This is a genomic window from Clostridioides sp. ES-S-0005-03, from assembly GCF_020658455.1.
GTDB lineage: Bacteria > Bacillota > Clostridia > Peptostreptococcales > Peptostreptococcaceae > Clostridioides.
Map to the genome: position 1 here is coordinate 60,362 of NZ_JACVWI010000003.1, position 18,590 is coordinate 78,951.

16 protein-coding genes and 1 other annotated feature are annotated in these 18,590 nt (G+C 27.2%); of the genes, 13 read left to right on the forward strand and 3 right to left on the reverse strand.

The window, feature by feature from the left end; genetic code table 11:
* Positions 1-509: 509 nt before the first annotated feature.
* From queG to thrS, 12 genes are all read left to right on the forward strand, one after another.
* Entirely contained in the window at positions 510-1,424 is a 915-nt protein-coding gene (gene queG, locus IC218_RS13005; RefSeq protein WP_227824630.1) for a tRNA epoxyqueuosine(34) reductase QueG, read from the forward strand.
* A 105-nt stretch (positions 1,425-1,529) separates the two neighbouring features.
* Positions 1,530-3,767, forward strand: coding sequence for a Lon protease family protein (locus IC218_RS13010; protein ID WP_227824631.1), 2,238 nt, complete (start codon positions 1,530-1,532; stop codon positions 3,765-3,767).
* Between the two features lie 188 nt (positions 3,768-3,955).
* Positions 3,956-4,876 (forward strand): endonuclease III, encoded by a 921-nt coding sequence (gene nth, locus IC218_RS13015; RefSeq protein ID WP_255612943.1) that lies wholly within the window; start codon positions 3,956-3,958, stop codon positions 4,874-4,876.
* A gap of 193 nt (positions 4,877-5,069) precedes the next feature.
* Positions 5,070-5,540 carry a tRNA (uridine(34)/cytosine(34)/5-carboxymethylaminomethyluridine(34)-2'-O)-methyltransferase TrmL gene (gene trmL / locus IC218_RS13020; protein ID WP_227433604.1) on the forward strand — a complete coding sequence of 157 codons (471 nt, stop codon included), beginning with the start codon at positions 5,070-5,072 and terminating at the stop codon, positions 5,538-5,540.
* A 35-nt stretch (positions 5,541-5,575) separates the two neighbouring features.
* A complete protein-coding gene (locus IC218_RS13025; protein WP_227433603.1) occupies positions 5,576-6,424 on the forward strand; it encodes a DegV family protein in 849 nt (282 codons plus the stop codon).
* A gap of 271 nt (positions 6,425-6,695) precedes the next feature.
* A complete protein-coding gene (locus IC218_RS13030; RefSeq protein WP_227433602.1) occupies positions 6,696-7,700 on the forward strand; it encodes a BMP family ABC transporter substrate-binding protein in 1,005 nt (334 codons plus the stop codon).
* 40 nt (positions 7,701-7,740) lie between these two features.
* Positions 7,741-8,850, forward strand: a complete 1,110-nt coding sequence (locus tag IC218_RS13035) for a BMP family ABC transporter substrate-binding protein (protein ID WP_227824632.1) — start codon at positions 7,741-7,743, stop codon at positions 8,848-8,850.
* Positions 8,851-8,917: 67 nt separating this feature from the next.
* A complete protein-coding gene (locus IC218_RS13040; RefSeq protein ID WP_227824633.1) occupies positions 8,918-9,505 on the forward strand; it encodes a hypothetical protein in 588 nt (195 codons plus the stop codon).
* Positions 9,506-9,666: 161 nt separating this feature from the next.
* Entirely contained in the window at positions 9,667-10,428 is a 762-nt protein-coding gene (locus IC218_RS13045; RefSeq protein ID WP_227433599.1) for a DUF6873 family GME fold protein, read from the forward strand.
* Between the two features lie 2 nt (positions 10,429-10,430).
* Positions 10,431-11,249 carry a putative sporulation protein YtxC gene (locus tag IC218_RS13050; protein ID WP_227433598.1) on the forward strand — a complete coding sequence of 273 codons (819 nt, stop codon included), beginning with the start codon at positions 10,431-10,433 and terminating at the stop codon, positions 11,247-11,249.
* Positions 11,250-11,497: 248 nt separating this feature from the next.
* A complete protein-coding gene (locus IC218_RS13055; protein WP_227433597.1) occupies positions 11,498-12,100 on the forward strand; it encodes a DUF445 domain-containing protein in 603 nt (200 codons plus the stop codon).
* Positions 12,101-12,307: 207 nt separating this feature from the next.
* Positions 12,308-12,545 (forward strand) — a binding site (T-box leader).
* Positions 12,546-12,608: 63 nt separating this feature from the next.
* Positions 12,609-14,528: a threonine--tRNA ligase gene (gene thrS, locus IC218_RS13060; RefSeq protein ID WP_227433596.1), complete on the forward strand. Its 1,920-nt coding sequence runs from the start codon at positions 12,609-12,611 to the stop codon at positions 14,526-14,528.
* Between the two features lie 248 nt (positions 14,529-14,776).
* Here the strand turns inward: thrS and IC218_RS13065 are convergent, their stop codons facing one another.
* From IC218_RS13065 to IC218_RS13075, 3 genes are read right to left on the reverse strand one after another with little or no spacing between them, the layout of a single operon-like run.
* Complete coding sequence (locus IC218_RS13065; RefSeq protein WP_227824634.1) at positions 14,777-15,838, reverse strand: DUF4097 family beta strand repeat-containing protein; 1,062 nt, start codon at positions 15,836-15,838, stop codon at positions 14,777-14,779.
* A complete protein-coding gene (locus tag IC218_RS13070; RefSeq protein ID WP_227824635.1) occupies positions 15,831-16,508 on the reverse strand; it encodes a TMEM198/TM7SF3 family protein in 678 nt (225 codons plus the stop codon). Before IC218_RS13070 ends, IC218_RS13065 begins: the two co-directional genes overlap by 8 nt.
* An 11-nt stretch (positions 16,509-16,519) precedes the next feature.
* Positions 16,520-16,840 carry a PadR family transcriptional regulator gene (locus IC218_RS13075; RefSeq protein ID WP_227433593.1) on the reverse strand — a complete coding sequence of 107 codons (321 nt, stop codon included), beginning with the start codon at positions 16,838-16,840 and terminating at the stop codon, positions 16,520-16,522.
* 370 nt (positions 16,841-17,210) lie between these two features.
* Here IC218_RS13075 and IC218_RS13080 point away from each other — a divergent pair, with 370 nt between their 5' ends.
* On the forward strand, positions 17,211-18,548 hold the full coding sequence (locus tag IC218_RS13080; RefSeq protein ID WP_227824636.1) for an ATP-binding protein: 1,338 nt from the start codon (positions 17,211-17,213) through the stop codon (positions 18,546-18,548).
* The last annotated feature ends 42 nt before the right edge of the window (positions 18,549-18,590 follow it).

Here is an 18,590-nt window from a genome sequence, read left to right on the forward strand (position 1 = left end):
AAAGTCTAATTGGATAAGATATGATTTTAATAGTGTAATATATATTAGATTGTTGTAGATATGAAAGATATATTATAGAAGAAATACAAGGTAGCAATAGAGGGAAGAGATATGAAAGTTAAATTATAATAATGTTGTAGAACAACAAAAATATAGATAGTGAAAAATAAGTAGTGTTATAAGAGTAAAATAGCTAAAGATATAATATGGATGAAAGCTAAGCTATACAAATATTGTAGAATAACAAAATATAGATAGTTAAGAATAAGTAAGTGTTATAAGAGTAAAATAGTTAAAAATTAAAAATAGATAGATGTTAAATTATACTAAGATAACAGCATATAAAAGTCAAATTATATAGTAAATAAATTATATAAACATGTAAATTTTAAAAATTAGACTATTTAGACTATATATATTTAGGCTGTATAAATGTTGTTATGTCTAAACAAAGAAACATATGTAGCATAATTGTGATTTTAGAATTTAAGTTGAAAAGGAATAATTTTATGGATAATAACAGATTAAAAGAATTTTGTAACCTCATAGGATTAAAGTATGTAGGAATAGCTGGAGTAGACAAGTATGAAAATCTGAGAGAGATACTTGAAAATAGACAGAAAAAAGACTATTTAACAGGTATGGAAGAACCCATAATTGAAAATAGAATTAATCCTAGAAATATAATGGAAGATGCTAATTCTATAATAGTGTGTGCTTTTCCATACCATATAAATAGACAAGAAAAGAATAAAAATTCAAATTTATCAAAATATTGTCATGGAAAGGACTATCATATTGTAGTAAAAGATTTTTTACAACAAATTTGTGATTATATTTCCAAAAATGTAGAAGGTTTTAAATATAAGATATTTGCTGATAATGGACCATTAGTTGACAGATATTTAGCTTATTTATCAGGTATTGGATATTTTGGAATAAATAATAATATTATAACTGATGAATATGGTTCTTATATATTTATTGGATATATAGTAAATAATTATAAGTTTGAAGAAGATAAACCACTAGAAAAAAGCTGTTTTAAATGTGGAAAGTGTGTAAAATATTGTCCGGGAAATGCTATATTGGGAAATTATGATATGAATCCTAAAAAATGCTTATCATATATAACTCAAAAAAAGGGAGATTTGTCAGAGGAAGAAAAGTATGTTTTAAAGAAAAGTAAAAAGATATTTGGGTGCGATATTTGTCAAGAAGTATGTCCTCATAATATTGAAATACCAACAACTCACATCTTGGAATTTAAGGAAGATATAATAGACTATTTGGATTATGATGAGATACAAAATATATCAAATAAAGAATTTAAGAGGAGATATGGAGATAGAGCCTTTAGCTGGAGGGGTAAAAATATAATAAAGAGAAATATGGAAATAATTTTAGATAAGTATGATGACTAATAATAAGAGTCTACTTCATATACTTTAATGTGTATTTACTTTAACACTTATGGTGTAAAAGTCATATTATATCATTAAAGTTAAATATGAGGAGGTGGGGGAATATTGAAATATAATAATACATCTGAAATAAGTCCACTAGATAGTATATTGGGTCAAGAAAGAGCAGTAGAAGCTATGGAGTTAGGTTTAAAGATAAATAATCCAGCCTACAACATATACCTAGCTGGGGAATCTGGAACAGGTAAAAGTACTTATGCCTTAAAGGTTTTAAATGAATATGCATCTAAAAAAAGTACACATAAAGATTGGTGCTATATATATAATTTTGAAAACCCTAGAGAACCTATGATAGTTGAATTAGAAAAAGGGTTTGGAAGAGAACTTAAGAAAGATATGGAAAAGTTAGTAGAAAGTCTTTTAGAAGATTTTAAAAATGCATTTGAAAGTGAAGATTTTGAAATAGAGAAAAATAAACTTTTGGATGAATATGAAATAGAAAAAGATATGTTACTAAAGCAGATTAAAAAATATGGAGAAGAAAAAGGATTTAAACTAAAACAAAGTAAAATGGGAATAGTTTTCATACCTTTGAAGGAAGATGAAGAAGAAAGTGATATATCAGATGAAGAGTTTTATAAGGCTAAAAGAGAACTCGAAAACATGGCAATACAAGTTGTATATAAAATTAGAAACTTGGAAGAAAAAGCTGAAAAGGCTGTGTTAGAGCTTGAAGAAGAGATAGCTAAGCTTGTAGTAGAACCTCATATTAAAACGTTGTGCGAAAAATATGAATGTTATGAAAAAATTCAACTTTACTTAGAAAATATAAAAAAAGATATCATAGAATACATGTATTTATTTTACTTAGATGAAGAAGAATTGAAAGATAAGTATGATAAAGAACACTTTATAAAGTATAAAATTAATTTATTTGTAGATAATGGAGGTTCGAAAAAGAAGGAATCAGCACCTGTCATAGTAGAGATAAATCCAAGCCCATCAAACCTATTTGGAAAGGCAGAATATGATTATGCAAACGGAAATATAAAGACTGATTTTACAAAATTATTATCAGGAGCATTTCATAGAGCTAATGGCGGATATTTGGTGCTTTATGCAGACCAGTTATTAAAGTATACTATGTCTTGGGAAATTCTTAAAAAGACATTGCAAACAAAAAAAGTAATTTTGGAAACACAGACAGCAATTAAACCAGAAAATATGCCATTAGATGTCAAAGTGATATTGATAGGAAGTCATTATATATATGATATTTTATATAGATATGAAGAAGATTTTGGAAAATATTTTAAAATATTTGTAGATTTTGATAGCGAAATGGATAAGAATAAAAATAATGAAGATGGAATAGCTAGATTTATAGCATATCAATGCAATAAAAATGGCTTAAAACATTTTACAAAAGATGCAGTTGACGAAGTTGTTAAGTTTAGCACTAAATTGTCTGGTGATTTAGAGAAGCTCTCAACTAAGTTTAATAAAATAATGGAAGTTATAATAGAAGGAAGTGCATATGCAGAATTTAGAAGTTCCAATTATACAGAGCGAGATGATATTAAAAAAGCAATAAGTGAAAAGAAAAAGCGTATTAATAGAGTAGAGACACATATGGATGAATCAATTGAAAATGGTTTTACTCTAATAGAAACAGAAGGAAAAAAAGTTGGAGTAATAAATGGGCTATCAGTTTTAAGTACAGGAGAATATTCTTTTGGTAGGGCTTCAAGGATTACAGCAACTACTAGTCCAGGAAGCAATGGTATAGTAAATATAGAAAGAGAAGTAAATATGAGTGGCTCAATACATAATAAAGGAGTGCTTATATTAGGGGGATATCTTTCTGAAAACTTTGCACAGGATTTATTGATGTCATTAAATGCATATATTTGTTTTGAGCAAAATTATGGAGGTATAGATGGGGATAGTGCATCTTCTGCGGAGTTATATGTATTGTTATCATCTCTTAGTGGTGTAGCAATTAAGCAAAATATTGCAGTTACAGGCTCTATAAATCAAAAGGGAGATATACAAGTAGTTGGTGGAATAAGTGAAAAAGTAGAAGGATTTTATTCTATATGTAAAACTAAAGGCTTAAACAATGAACAGGGTGTAATAATTCCTAAAAAAAATCAGAGAAATCTTGTTTTATCAGATGAAGTTAATGATGCTATAAAAGATGGAAAATTTAAAATATATACAGTTGAAAGAGTAGAAGAAGCTATAGAGATATTGACAGATGTCAAATTTGAAGAAATAAAAAAATTGGTCAAAGAAAAACTACTATCTTTTAGTAAGATACAAATTGAGGCAAAAGAATAAGTTTATAATAGAATTTAATGGGTATTTATATGTATAATAAAAAGCAGGAACTTTAATAAGTTTTTGCTTTTTTTGTGAAATATCTGTAGAGTAAGTTTTGTTTTGTATGTTGATGTTTATTTTTTGTTGATATGATTAAACTATATATAAATAATGTTTTATAAATTGGTATTTTAAGGGGGATAATTATGAAAAGTGTAAATAAGAAAGATATAAGTAAGAATGATGCAACTAAGAATGATGTAAATAAAATTGAAACTCAAAAAGAAGTAGATGAAATAATTGGTGAAAAAGATATAGAAAATTTTGTAGATATTAAGGATAATAAAAAAAGTGTCAAAGTTAGCAAAAAAGATGCTCAAAAAAGTGAAAAAGATAGTAAATTAAAAGATAATAAATCTAGTAAAAATATACAAAAAGTGAGTAATAAGAAAGCTAAAAGTAAATCTGTGGATAAGAAAGAATCTAAAAACGAAAAAGATGTAAATAAAATTTTAGATGAATTAGAAAAATTATATCCAGATGCTACATGTGAACTAAATTATGGGACAGCCTTTGAACTTTTAATAGCAACTATATTATCCGCTCAATGTACTGACGTAAGAGTAAATAAAGTTACAGCAGAATTGTTTAAGAAGTACAATACAGCAAGAGATTTTGCAGATTTAAGTATTGAAGAAATTAGTAAAGAGATAAAAAGTTGTGGTCTTTATAAAAGTAAGGCTCAAAAAATAAAAGCTACATCTGAACAGTTGTGTGAATTATATAATGGTGAGGTACCAGATACTTTAGAAAAGCTTGTAAAACTTCCTGGTGTTGGGAGAAAGACAGCAGGCGTTGTTCTTAGTAATGCCTTTAATCATCCAGCAATAGCAGTAGATACACATGTATTTAGAGTCAGTAATAGAATTGGAATAGTAGATGAGCCAAACCCTCAAAAAACAGAATTTGCACTTATGGAAGCCATACCAAAAGAAAGATGGTCACACTCACATCATGTATTAATTTTTCATGGAAGAAGAATGTGTAAAGCTAGAAATCCAGAGTGTGAAAACTGTCCAATAAAAGATGATTGTAATTATTATCAAGAACTTAAAGAAATGAAATAACTTTTCTAAAGTAAGTTGTACAAGAGTGATTTTCTGATATAATAATACTTATGAAAATGTTAGATAGAAAACTATTATATATAATAATATAAAAATTATTATTAACATTATTATATATGATAGTATAATATTATTGTTATTCTGTTTATAAAATAAAGTTTAGTAAACAAGAACGATATTTAGGAGGATAAAAATGTCATTAAATATAGTATTAGTAGAACCAGAAATACCTCAAAATACAGGAAATATAATAAGAACTTGTGCAGCAACAGGTTCAACTTTGCATTTAGTAAAACCATTAGGTTTTTCATTGGATGATAAGCACTTAAAAAGATGTGGTCTTGACTATTGGGATATAGCTGATATACAATATTACGATAGCTTTGAAGAATTACAAGAAAAATATCCAAACAGTAGATACTTTTTTTCTACAACAAAGGCTAAACAATCGCATTCAGATGTAAAATATGAAGAAAATTGTTTTATAGTATTTGGGAAAGAAACAAAGGGATTACCAGAGTCTTTGTTGAAAGCAAATATGGATACTTGTATTAGAGTACCTATGTTAGATGTTGAAAAAGCTAGGTCATTAAATTTATCAAATTCAGTAGCTATAGTAGTATATGAGGCTTTAAGACAAATAGGATACCCTAATATGAGGTAGTTTAAATAATCCTAAATTAGAAAGGAGCATACTTAATGAAAAATCTAAAGATAATCTGTGACAGTTTATCGGACGTGCCAAAAGATTTGTTAGATAAATATGATATAGATATTGTTTCATTAACAGTTATATTAGAAGAAAAAGAATACAAGGATAGGATTGATATATCTGGAGATGAATTTTATAAAAAACTTAGAGAAGAAAATGCATATCCAAAAACTTCTCAAGCTACTTATGCCCAATTTAAGGAAGTTTTTGAAAAATACACGAGTGAAGGTAGAGCAATACTTTATATAGCTGGTTCGGCTACAGCTACAGGAACATATCAAAGTGCTGTAATGGCGAAGAATGATGTAGAAGGTGAAATATATACATATGATTCTAACTTACTTTGTATGGGAACTGGTCTGCTTGTAATAAAAGCAGGAGAGCTTGCAAGTGAAGGAAAATCTATTAATGAAATATTACCTGTTTTAGATGAATTAAAAGAAAAAGCTTTTGTTATATTTTCAGTGGATACATTGGAGTACTTACAAAAGGGAGGAAGAATATCATCTACTAAGGCGGCAATAGGAAGTATATTAAATATAAAACCTATTCTTGAAATAAAAGGAGGGTTAGTCTCACAATTATCTCAAGTAAGAGGTAAGAAGAATGTAATTTCTAAGATGATGGACTTGATAAAATCGAATTGTGGGGATGATTTATCAGACCAAGTTATATATATAGGATATAGTGATGACATTAAGGAAAAAGAACAATTGTCTAAAGTTATAGAGGATGAATTGAGACCTAAGGAAATTAAATTTTTCCAAATTGGTGTGTGTATAGGTGCACATGCTGGTCCTGGTGTAACTGGAATTATATGTCTAAAAAATAAATAACAATTTTTTATATTGGGATTATTTATTTTTTTATTAATTTATGATAAGATATGTTAAACATTGATACACTAGATATGATTTGTTTTAGATAGAATTAAGTGTTGATATATTAAGTTGAGTTTTTAGGGAAGTGTGTAAATAGATAGAAATCTATTACACACTTTTTTATGGTAAGTTTATTGAAAAAATTAAATAAATACTTGCAAATGAGGTATAACAAATCAGTAAATAGTATGTAAAAATGTCACAAAAATATAAGGAGTGGATTTTGATGCGTTTAAAAAAATTGTTGGTATTAATGTTAACTGTAGCAATGACTGCTGGAATGTTAGTTGGATGTAGCAGTAATTCAAGTAATAATTCTAGTTCTAATCAAGATAATAAAAATAAGCTAAGTAACAAAGAAAATTCAAAAAAATCTGTATCTATGATATTAGATATTGAAGGGTCAAATAATGGAGTCATGAATAATTCAGCTTTGTTAGCGTTAGATACTGCACAAAAAAATCTTAACATAGATACAAATAAAGTGGAATCAGAGGATTCATCAACTTTTTCTAATAGCATAGATATTTTATGTAATGATAATACTGACTTGATTATAGCTGTTGGTTCTAGATTTGCAAAGCCTCTAGAAAAGATAGCCAAGAAATACCCAAAGCAACAGTTTGCCATTGTAGATTATGAGTATGACAAACAACCATCTAATATAACTTCAATTTCTTTTGAGGATAATAAGACTGGATATTTGGCTGGATTAGTTGCTGGAAAGATGACAGAGACAGATAAGGTTGGTTTTATAGGTGGAGTAGAGGGTTCTAGTAGAAATAAATTTGAATCTGGCTTTAAAGAAGGTGTTAAATTTTCTAATAGCAATATAAAAGATATTTCAGTTGAGTATGTAGATATTTTTAAAGATAGTAAATCTGCTGAATCTGTTGCTAAAAAAATGATGGATAGTGGAGTAGATATTATTTTTTCTAATACTGAAGATGATTCAAAGAGTGTAATAAATATGGTTAGAGCAAAGAATAAAAAAGTGATAGCAATTAATAAAGATCAGCATGAGTTGGCTCCAGAAAATGTTATAAGTTCTATTGTAAAGGACTTTGAAAAGCCTACTTATGACTTAATACAAAGCTTTGTAAAAGGAGATTATAAGGGTGGTAAAGTTATAGAAAATACAATGAAGTCTGGAAGTACTGGACTTGCTCAAAATAGTTCTCAAAATATTCCTCCTGATGTGTTAGAATATGTAAATAAGAACAATAAATAATTTATAGAGACTTCATGTTCTATGTCAGGGAGTGAGTTTTGTGAAAATAAAAAGGATATTGATGTTTTGTTTTGTCATACTCTTTACAGTTTTTATACTATTTATCTGTAATTTTGATTTTGGATTTAATAGAGTAAATAATAATTCTAATATAAATAATAATAAGTCTAAACAAAGTGAATCTAAGAATGTGTCAACTTTGTCTGATAAAGATAAGTCAAATAGTGAAAGTAGCAATGATGAGGATGAATTGGAAGATGATTCTTATGTAAGAAAAACTGTTGGAGTATTGTTAGATACTGAAAATTTAGGTAATGAATCGTATAATAATAATGTACTGTCAGCTTTAAAAAGAGCTGATGAGGATTTTGATATTAGAGAGAAGATTGAAAGACCAAAGACTTTTAATGACTTTGAAAATAGCATAGAAAAATTATATAAATATGAACCAGACTTGATAATAGCAGTTGGAGCTAGATTTGCAGAACCGATTAAACAAGCTGCTACAAAATATCCAAAACAGCAATTTGCAATAGTTGATTATAATTATAAGGTTCAACCAGCTAATGTAATTTCTGTATCATTTCAAGATAATTCCACTGGATATTTGGCAGGTCTTATTGCAGGAAAAATGACTGACACTGGTAAAGTAGGATTTATAGGAGGGGTTGAAGGCTCTAGTAGAGACAAATATGAATCTGGATTTAGAAAAGGTCTTAAAACTTCAAATAAAAATGCTGATTTATTGGTAAAGTATGCAAATGTATTTGAAAATCCTGAGTCAGCTAGAACTATTGCAAAAGAAATGAGAGATTCTGATAGAGATGTTGTATTTTCAGCCACAGAGGATGATGGGAAAAGAGCTATTCAGGTAGCTAGAGAAAATGGTGGTAAAGTTATAGCTATTAATAAAGACCAATATGATATGGCTCCAGATAATGTAATAAGTTCGATTGTAAAGGATGTAGAACAGCCTGTTTATGAATTGATACAGAATGTTGTAAAGGATGGTTTTAAGGGAAGTAAAGTCATGGAGTTTAAGATAAAAGATGGAGAAATTGGACTTACTCCAAATAGCAATAGAAACATACCACCAGATGTTTTGGAATATGTAAAAAAAGAGTACAATAAGGTGAAAAGTACATACTAATTATTGCTGAAGATATGTATAGTATTTGTGTGGAATGTTATAATTATCTATAGAGGAGTTGATACATATGGAAGACAAAATTTTGCAATTTCTAGACAAAATGCAAAACAGTATTAACGACAGATTTAATAAATTAGAAAACAGATTAGATAAGATGGATACAAGACTAGATAAAATGGATGCTAGATTTGATGAGGTAGACATAAGACTAGAGAAGATGGGTGATAGATTTGATGAAGTAGACATAAGACTAGATAAAATGGATGCTAGATTTGATGAGGTAGACATAAGACTGGATAAAATGGATGCTAGATTTGATGAGGTAGACATAAGACTGGATAAAATGGATGCTAGATTTGATGAGGTAGACATAAGACTAGAGAAGATGGGTACTAGATTTGATGAAGTAGACATAAGACTAGATAAAGTAGATGTTAGATTTAATGGAATAGACTCTAGATTAGATAAGATAGAAAATAATCTAGTAGAAATTAAAAAAGATTTAAAAGACACAAAGGTAGAATTAGAATATACAGAAAAACATGTTGTAGCTGTTAAAGGAGACACACAAGAGATAAAAAGAGACTTAAATAAAATTGAAATAGTAACAGCAAGCAATTGGAACGATATAGCTAAATTAAAATCAATTAGATGATAGAGTAGAGTTTTTATAAAAATTTATCAAAAAAAACATTAATTAATTTAGATTAATTACATAAAAGTCCAATAATAAGTGTGTAAGTAGAAAAAATCTACTGCACACTTTATTTATATTCAAATAAAAAATTTATCAAAAAAAATAAAAAGGAGTAAAAAATGGAATTTACAAGAGAGCCATTTATACTAGATGACGATTTGTGTCTAGCTTTGGTGGACAAAAGAATTAGTTATCTAATGGAAAATGAATTAAAATTAAGAAATATAGAAATAATAAAAACAATAGAATGTAAAGAATTATATGAAAGTATAAAATATCACCCAGATATATGTATTTGTAATTTAGGAAAAGGAGATATAATTGTTGCGCCGAATGTATATAATCAATACAAAGAGTTATTAAGTAAACATAAATTTAATATAATTAAGGGAGAAGCTAATTTATCAAATAAATATCCTTATGATATACCTTACAATATTGCTATAGTTGGTGATTATGCCATACACAATTTTAAGTACACTGACAGAGCGATATTAGATTATATTGAAAATAATAAACTTAAAAAGATAAATATAGAGCAGGGCTATTCTAAATGCTCAATCTGTATAGTAGATAGAACATCTATAATAACATCAGATAAAGGTATTTGGAAAAGCATGAAGAATACAGAAATAGAGTGTTTATTAATAGAAAAAGGTCATATAAATTTATTTGAGATGAATTATGGATTTATAGGTGGATGTACAGGGTTAATTTCTAAGGATAAACTAGCTTTTTGTGGAGATGTTAAAAAACATCCTGACTATGAACGTATAAAAAGTTTTATAGAAAGTAAAAACAAGGAGATAGTTACACTTAGTAGTGAAAATTTACTCGATATAGGTTCTATAGTTCCTCTCATGACGAGAAAGGAGCGATAACTTTGGTTGAGAAGGATAATATTTCTTCTATGAAATTTTTGAGGAATAATAATGTAAACGATAGATTAATATATACAAATGACATTGTAGAAGTCGTAATTGATTCTGCAAAGCAAGAAGTATTAAATAAGAAGATACTTAATGGTACTAAAACTGAACAAAGAGCTCTAAATATTGATGAAATATCTACAGAAATAACTAGTATGATAATAAGTATAATGAAAGAGAAACTTTTAAAAGAATACATTCTAAAATGCTATGGGCGTACATATCCTGAAGATAAAAATAATATATACATATATTCACTAAACATATTTGCTAAAAAAGAGATTTTTATGAGAGAAACAGTATTTACAAGGGTTAGAAACTATATAGAGGAAAATGATTTTATAAATGTCGAAGGTTTTATTAGATTTAGAATGAGAGAATTTATGAAATATATTTCTGCTATAGGTGATATTGCAGTTGAAGAGTATTTAATAAAAAGAGACCAAGATGAGTTTATAAGAGTTTTAAAATATTTTATAGATACTCAAGAAGAAAAGATAGATTTACTTAAAGTTCATATAATGGAAGATAATACATTTATTTTATACGATAAAAATGGAAATAAAATAGACAGTATAGATGATGAAGAAATTATAAATATGGTCATAAGAGAAAATTTAAATTATGAGGACTTTTTAATAAGTACCTTATTAACTTTATGCCCTAAGAAGATAGAAATATTAGATTTATTAAATAACAATTGCTCAAAGGAAATCATAGATACAGTAGAAGCAATTTTTGAAAATAAAGTTAGTATAATTATGGAAAATTAGAATTGAAAGATATAATTTAAGATTTGAAAAGATAGTTAAAAATAAAAATATACTCAAATTACAGATAAATCAGAGTTAAAAGATAGTAAAATACAACTAAAATAATAAAAATAAAAATTAGAAATCAAAAAATTCTTTTGAAATCGACACGAAAGACTTATAATTGTATATAAAGCTATAATATAACTAGAGTTATTAAAGATAAAATATAGCTAACAAATATACAATTGATAAGGAGAAGTTTTATAATGGATAATTTAATTAGGATACTAATATTAGCTGTTATTGGTGGATTTATAGGTTATGTCACAAATGTAGTTGCTATAAGACTGATATTTAGACCAATAGTACCTATTAAGATACCTATTTTAAATATAGAGATAGTAGGTCTTATACCAAAGAGAAGAGCAGAAATAGCAGCAAATGTAGGTGAAATAATTCAAAACGAATTTCTTTCAATGGACGAAATACTTGCAAATATCATTACTGACGAAGATAAGGAAGAAGTTGTAAGATACATAAAAGCAAGGGTGAAAATTATCATACATGAGAAAGTTTCATTTATACCAAGCAGTATAAAGAACATGATTCAGGACTATTTAGGAGATATAATTGAATCTGAAGTGAAACAGAGCATAGATGAATTGAGCAAAAATATAATAAATAAAGCAAATGAGCGTATAGATATACAAAAAATGGTCGAAGATAAGATTAATGAACTAGATTTATATGAACTAGAAGAAATAATCATAAGAATAGCTAAAAATGAATTAAAACATATAGAAATCTTAGGTCTTGTATTAGGTTTCTTAATAGGTATAGTTCAAGGATTAGTGACTATATTTATCTAGTTATATCTATCATGCATGTAGATATGCTTTAAAAATTTAAAATTAGTGAAAATATTATAATATTACTATAAATCAAAAGATTAAATTAATATAAAATATAAGAATATTAGTTTAAAATTGATTGAGATGAAAAATAATGGGTAATTAATATATTACATTAATGTTGATTGATGTATGACTATCTGTTATAATGAAAATATATCAAAAATTATAGTGTTGAAGAGGAAGAGTAGAGTGGAAACCATTCACAGAGAATCTGGGTCTATGGCTGAAAACCCATGTAATAGGTCTATTTGAAAACTACCTTGGAGCTGAGCTTATTAGCAATATTTGTTTTACACGATTTGTGAAAGTGCTCGGGTGACTACCTTATAGTCATCAAGAGGGTTGTATATATTTGTATACACCAACTTGGGTGGAACCGCGAATTAATATCGTCCCAAATATATTTGGGGCGATTTTTTATTACAAAAAATTTAAAAATTATCTCAATAAGGAGGAAAAAACAATGATTAAAGTTGCTTTAAAAGATGGTTCAATAAAAGAATTTGAAAATGCTCTTTCTGTTATGGATGTGGCTAAATCCATTAGTGAAGGATTAGCTAGAAATGTGGTAGCAGCATCTGTGAACGGAGAGGTTGTAGGTCTGGACCACATGATAGATAGTGATTGTGATTTAAACTTATTTAAATTTGAAGATAAAGAAGGAAAAGACGTTTTTAGACATACATCAGCACATATGTTAGCTCAAGCTATAAAGAGACTTTACCCAGAAGCAAAACTTGCTATAGGGCCAAGTATAGAGAATGGATTCTATTATGATATAGATTTAGAACATAGATTAGTTCCAGAAGACTTGGAAAAAATAGAAGCTGAAATGAAAAAAATAGCTAAAGAAGATTTAAAAATAGAAAGATTTGAACTTCCTAGAAATGAAGCTTTAGAACTTATGAAAGAACAAGGAGAAGATTATAAGGTAGAGCTTATATCTGATTTACCTGAAAGTGAAATAATATCTTTCTACAAACAAGGTGATTTTACTGATTTATGTAGAGGACCACATTTACCATCTACTAAAAAGGTTAAAGCTGTTAAATTACAAAGTGTAGCAGGTGCATACTGGCGTGGTGACGAAAAAAATAAAATGCTTCAAAGAATCTATGGAACTTCTTTTGAAAAAAATAAAGATTTAGAAGAGTACCTACACTTATTAGAAGAAGCTAAAAAAAGAGACCATAGAAAATTAGGTAAAGAATTAGGTTTATTTATGATACCTGATGAAGGTCCTGGATTCCCTATGTTCTTACCAAAAGGAATGGAACTTAAAAATGAATTATTAAAATTCTGGAGAGAAATACACAGAAAAGCTGGATATATTGAAATAGAATCTCCAATTATATTAAACAGAAAATTATGGGAGACTTCAGGTCACTGGTATCATTACAAAGAGAATATGTATACAGTTAAAATAGATGACGAGGATTATGCTATAAAACCTATGAACTGTCCTGGTGGATTAATTTACTACAATTCTCAATTACACTCATATAGAGATTTCCCAATGAGAGTTGCAGAGCTTGGTAGAGTTCATAGACATGAGTTATCTGGAGCATTACAAGGATTAATGAGAGTTAGAGCATTTACTCAAGATGATTCACATATATTCATGTTACCAGAACAAATCAAAGATGAAATAAAAGGTGTAGCTAATCTAATAGATGGTATTTACAAGACTTTTGGATTTGAATACAATCTAGAATTATCTACAAGACCAGAAAATTCTATGGGAAGCGAAGAAGAGTGGGAAGCAGCTGAAAATGGATTAAGAGAAGCTTTAGAAGAGTTAGGTCTACCATATACTATAAATGAAGGTGATGGGGCATTCTATGGTCCTAAGATAGACTTCCATTTAAGAGACTGTTTAGGAAGAACTTGGCAATGTGGTACTATCCAATTAGATATGCAACTTCCAAGACAATTTGATAATACTTATATTGGACAAGATGGTGAGAAACATAGACCAGTTATGATTCATAGAGTTGCTTTTGGTAGTATAGAGAGATTTATAGGTATATTAATTGAACATTATGCTGGCAAATTCCCAGTTTGGTTATCTCCAACTCAAGTTAAGATACTTCCTATATCTGATAAGTTTATGGATTATGCTAATGAAGTTAAAAAAGTATTATTTGATAAAGGTATAAGAGTTGAATTAGATGATAGAGCTGAAAAAATTGGATTTAAAATAAGAGAAGCTCAACTTGAAAAAGTTCCTTATATGTTAGTAGTAGGTGAAAAAGAAGTAGCTGAAAATAATGTTTCTGTAAGATCAAGAGATAAAGGTGAAATAGGCAGTATTAAATTAGATGAGTTTATAGCTAGTATTTCAAAAGAAATTGAGTCAAGAGAAAGTGTTATTCAAAACTAATATATAAAATAAAGTTAATTGATATATAAAATGTTAACTTGTGTATAGATAGATATTTTCTGTATAGATAAGTATCTTGTGAATAAATAATTATAATTAGAGGCACATTTAGTCATATTTTTTATGATAATGTGCCTCTAATTTTTGCTTATAAGATATAAAGATTTATCTTCGTGTAATTTATATAACTTTTTAATGTATATTATCTTTATGTAGTTTATACAAAGCTTTAATATCGCTATTTTTTGTTAGTTATTTTTTATAATATTTAAATCGGCACTTGTAGTATCCACATACATCTTTGCAGTCCCATTTTTATAAACATATGAATCGCCATCCTGAAGTAATTTAAAACTACTATTTAAATTACCAGAGACCTTACTAAAATCTAAGATAAATCCTGAATTCTCAGGAATATACAAATCAATATCACCAGAAGTAGTATCACATTTGAAAGAAGACAACATTGCACTTGAATTAATTTTTATATCTCCACTAGTTGTCTCAGATTTGATATTGGAAAATTTACCCTCTATATTAACTTTACCAGAAGTTGATTCGCATATAAGATTCTTATTGTCCATATTTTCTAAATCTATATCTCCACTTGTTGTATTTATCTTCAAATCGTCAGTTTTACCAGAAAGTTGAATTTTACCAGATATTGAATTACAGGTAACACTTTTACTATCAAGTTTTTTTATGTTGATATTGCTACTAGTTGTCTCTAAAGTCATTTTGTCAATCTTACCATACATTTCTATATTACCTGAAACTGATTCAATATACGCCATGTTACTTTTAAGATAAGTACTATATATATCTGCTGAAGTAGTAGATACATTTATATTGTTATATAATTTTTCAGGTAAATATAGTTCAAGTACTGTTGATTTTGGAAGTCCAATTCCAATGAAGAATTTTTTTGCAGAATTATCAATGATAGAAAGGGTATTACCATCAACCTTTATTTTTGCAATCTTTTTCCTTGAAAAATTAGAAGGAGCTTTTTGAATTAATTTGATTTTATTAGAATCACTCTTTAAAACTCTAACTTCACCTGAAATCCAGTCAACATCAATATTATTTATTTTATTTGAAAAACTCTCACTTTTAACAGTTATATACTTATCATAATTTTTATTAGAGGATAAAAAACTTTCATTTTTAACTGAACCTTTAATCAAATCTTTGACATCATATTTAGATGAAGTAATAGTATTTGTAAGGAAAATAATAAATATTATAGAAAATACTATAGCCACAATACTCCAAACAATAATTTTTATTTTTAAAAATTTTTTATTCATATTTATCATCCTCCTCCGCGTCTTTTAATTGTAGTACACCTTCGACTATATGAATTCCCGCAGCACCTATTATGAATATTATCCATGAAAAGCTCCAAGCATCAAAACATATATTAACAATTAAAAAAATGCCAACTATTATCATCCAATATGCACTCATAAATGATTTATAAGCAAGATTTGTACTTTTAGTTTTTACTCTCCATTCTTTGAATTCTTCTACAATAGTATCATCAGATGGACTATAGTTTTGCTTTGTCATTCCATTGTAGACTAATAGACCTGTTCCAACTGCTATTAATATAAACATTGGAAGACTAGCCAGAGTTGGTTGGATACCCAAGTTTACAATTAAAACAGCAGTTAAAAATGGACTTATTATAAAAAGAGCAATTGCTATTGATACTCTCAAAGCTCTTTTTTTTCTTTCTTCAATTAATTCAGAAGACATAAAATATGGTTCTTTAACACTTTCAATTAATTCAGATAAATCTCCAATCCCAAATATTACTGAATTATATGCTTCTTGCTTTGACTTACCATTTTGTATTTGGTCGCTGTATTTTTCTTTTAGATTTTCGAATAGTTCATCTTTAAGTTCTTTGACCTTTCTTGTTTCTTTAACTTCTGTAAAGCTTTGTTCAATATAATCATGTATTTTATCTAACATATTTTCACCTCCTAAATTAATGTGTCTATTAACAATTTTGTATTATCCCATTCTTCACGGCTTTTTTTATATTTTTCTCTACCTTCGCTTGTTATAGAATAATATTTTCTTCTAGCACCAGTAGCCTCATCACCCCAATAAGATGTTATTGCACCAGATTGTTCAAGTCTACGAAAGGCTGTGTATAAGGTTGCTTCTTTTAACTCATACAAGCCTTGTGTTTTTTCTAATATAGATTTATTAATCTCATAACCATAGCTATCTTTTTCAAGTAAATGCTTTAAGATAATTGTTTCTGTATGACCTCTTATCATATCAGATGCGATTTTCATAAACATCACCTCCGTTTAAGTATATAATACTTTTATATACCTCGCCTGTCAATGTATTTCGTGTGATAAAATTTATTTTATTATAATTCTTACAGTTTTATATCGTTTTAGGAGAGAATTACATACTAAATCATATGAAAAACGTACTTTTATAGTTATTTATAGAGAAATGATGTTGTTATTAAATTGGAAGAAGGAAGAATGCTTAAATATATTAGCATATGTAATGATATTATTAAAAAATAAAATAAAATTCAATTTATTTAGGATAATTCTATCAAGGTATTTACTACAGGTGTAGAGTCGTATATAATTAAGTTATATGGAAAATTTTAAAAATTAAATTATTAATACACTAGGAGAAAATATTATGATAAAGTCAAATTTGTTTTGGAATATTTTCATTGCTATGTCTTTTATCATAGAATGGTTTGTTTGTAAAAAAATACTAGATTACACAAGTATACAAAAAATTTCCAATAAAAGAATAAATCTTTACATGATAGGTATTATTATTTTTGCTAATATATTTTATTTCTTTGACGTAATTCCAAATATAAGAGTAATTATATCTGTGATGATTATGATTGCATTTTACAAAATTTCATATAGAGTAAGGCTTACAAAAGCCATACTAATATCTTTAATGTATTGGATGTTGTTAATGGGTATAGATGCTTTGAGCATGTCTTTAACAATTTGGATTAATTCAATAGATGATATGAGCCAAATGTTAACAGAAAATATATATAGAATTGAGTCAATTGTATCTGGAAAGACAATTTTGCTTTTAATTTTATTTTTATATAAGACATTAAAAATAAAATTGAATATAGAAATAAATAAAAAGACATTAACATATGTAATTATACCTATAATTGCCAATATAGCGTCTTTCTTTGCTATTTTTGAATACATATTTAATCCTAAAACTAGTGGTAGTTTAATACATAATTATCAATTACTTATAATCTCTATCATGTTACTTCTATCAAGTATTATCTTGATTTTAGTTGCTAAAAAATTACAAGAGTATAATGCATTAATAGCAGAAAATAATATGATTAAAAACGTTTTACATAATAAAAATGAATATTATGAGGATATAGAAAAGAAACATTTAAAAACTAGATTATTAAGTCATGATATGAAAAATCATATCTTATGTATAAAAACTATGGTTAAAAAAGGTATTGATGTTACTTCATATTTAGATGACTTACAGATGGAGATTCAAAGTAATGATATTTTATTTAATACTGGTAATTTTATCTTAGATGCTATATTGAGTGAGAAGAAAGAAGTTTGTGATAAAAATAATATAGAACTTAAAATAGGAATAAATTTTGGTCACTGTGAAGCTATTGAATTAATAGATGTATGTCATATATTTTCAAATATCTTAGATAATGCAATTGAAGCATGTAAAAAAATTGAGGAGGGGAGTAAAGTAATTTGTGTTAAAGGTGATGTTTTACAAAATTTTTATCTTATAAAAGTGGAAAACACTAAAGTAAATGAAATTATCACAAAGAACGGACAAATTGTAACAGATAAAAAAGATGCACTTCATGGGCTAGGAATAAAAAGTATAAAAAACTCTGTAAATAAATATGGAGGTAATGTTGTAATTGAATATGATGATAAAAAATTTGTAGTGAAGATTGCTATACCACTTAGGAATGTGAAAAAAGCAATTAATATATAATTTGATGTGTCATGAGTAAATAATATAATTTTATAAAGATAA

Coding starts and splice junctions, on each gene's coding strand:
- queG (WP_227824630.1), top strand. CDS start 510: ATGGATAATAACAGATTAAAAGAATTTTGTAACCTCATAGGATTAAAG.
- nth (WP_255612943.1), top strand. CDS start 3,956: ATGAAAAGTGTAAATAAGAAAGATATAAGTAAGAATGATGCAACTAAG.
- trmL (WP_227433604.1), top strand. CDS start 5,070: ATGTCATTAAATATAGTATTAGTAGAACCAGAAATACCTCAAAATACA.
- IC218_RS13025 (WP_227433603.1), top strand. CDS start 5,576: ATGAAAAATCTAAAGATAATCTGTGACAGTTTATCGGACGTGCCAAAA.
- IC218_RS13030 (WP_227433602.1), top strand. CDS start 6,696: ATGCGTTTAAAAAAATTGTTGGTATTAATGTTAACTGTAGCAATGACT.
- IC218_RS13040 (WP_227824633.1), top strand. CDS start 8,918: ATGGAAGACAAAATTTTGCAATTTCTAGACAAAATGCAAAACAGTATT.
- IC218_RS13045 (WP_227433599.1), top strand. CDS start 9,667: ATGGAATTTACAAGAGAGCCATTTATACTAGATGACGATTTGTGTCTA.
- IC218_RS13055 (WP_227433597.1), top strand. CDS start 11,498: ATGGATAATTTAATTAGGATACTAATATTAGCTGTTATTGGTGGATTT.
- thrS (WP_227433596.1), top strand. CDS start 12,609: ATGATTAAAGTTGCTTTAAAAGATGGTTCAATAAAAGAATTTGAAAAT.
- IC218_RS13065 (WP_227824634.1), bottom strand. CDS start 15,838: ATGAATAAAAAATTTTTAAAAATAAAAATTATTGTTTGGAGTATTGTG.
- IC218_RS13070 (WP_227824635.1), bottom strand. CDS start 16,508: ATGTTAGATAAAATACATGATTATATTGAACAAAGCTTTACAGAAGTT.
- IC218_RS13075 (WP_227433593.1), bottom strand. CDS start 16,840: ATGAAAATCGCATCTGATATGATAAGAGGTCATACAGAAACAATTATC.
- IC218_RS13080 (WP_227824636.1), top strand. CDS start 17,211: ATGATAAAGTCAAATTTGTTTTGGAATATTTTCATTGCTATGTCTTTT.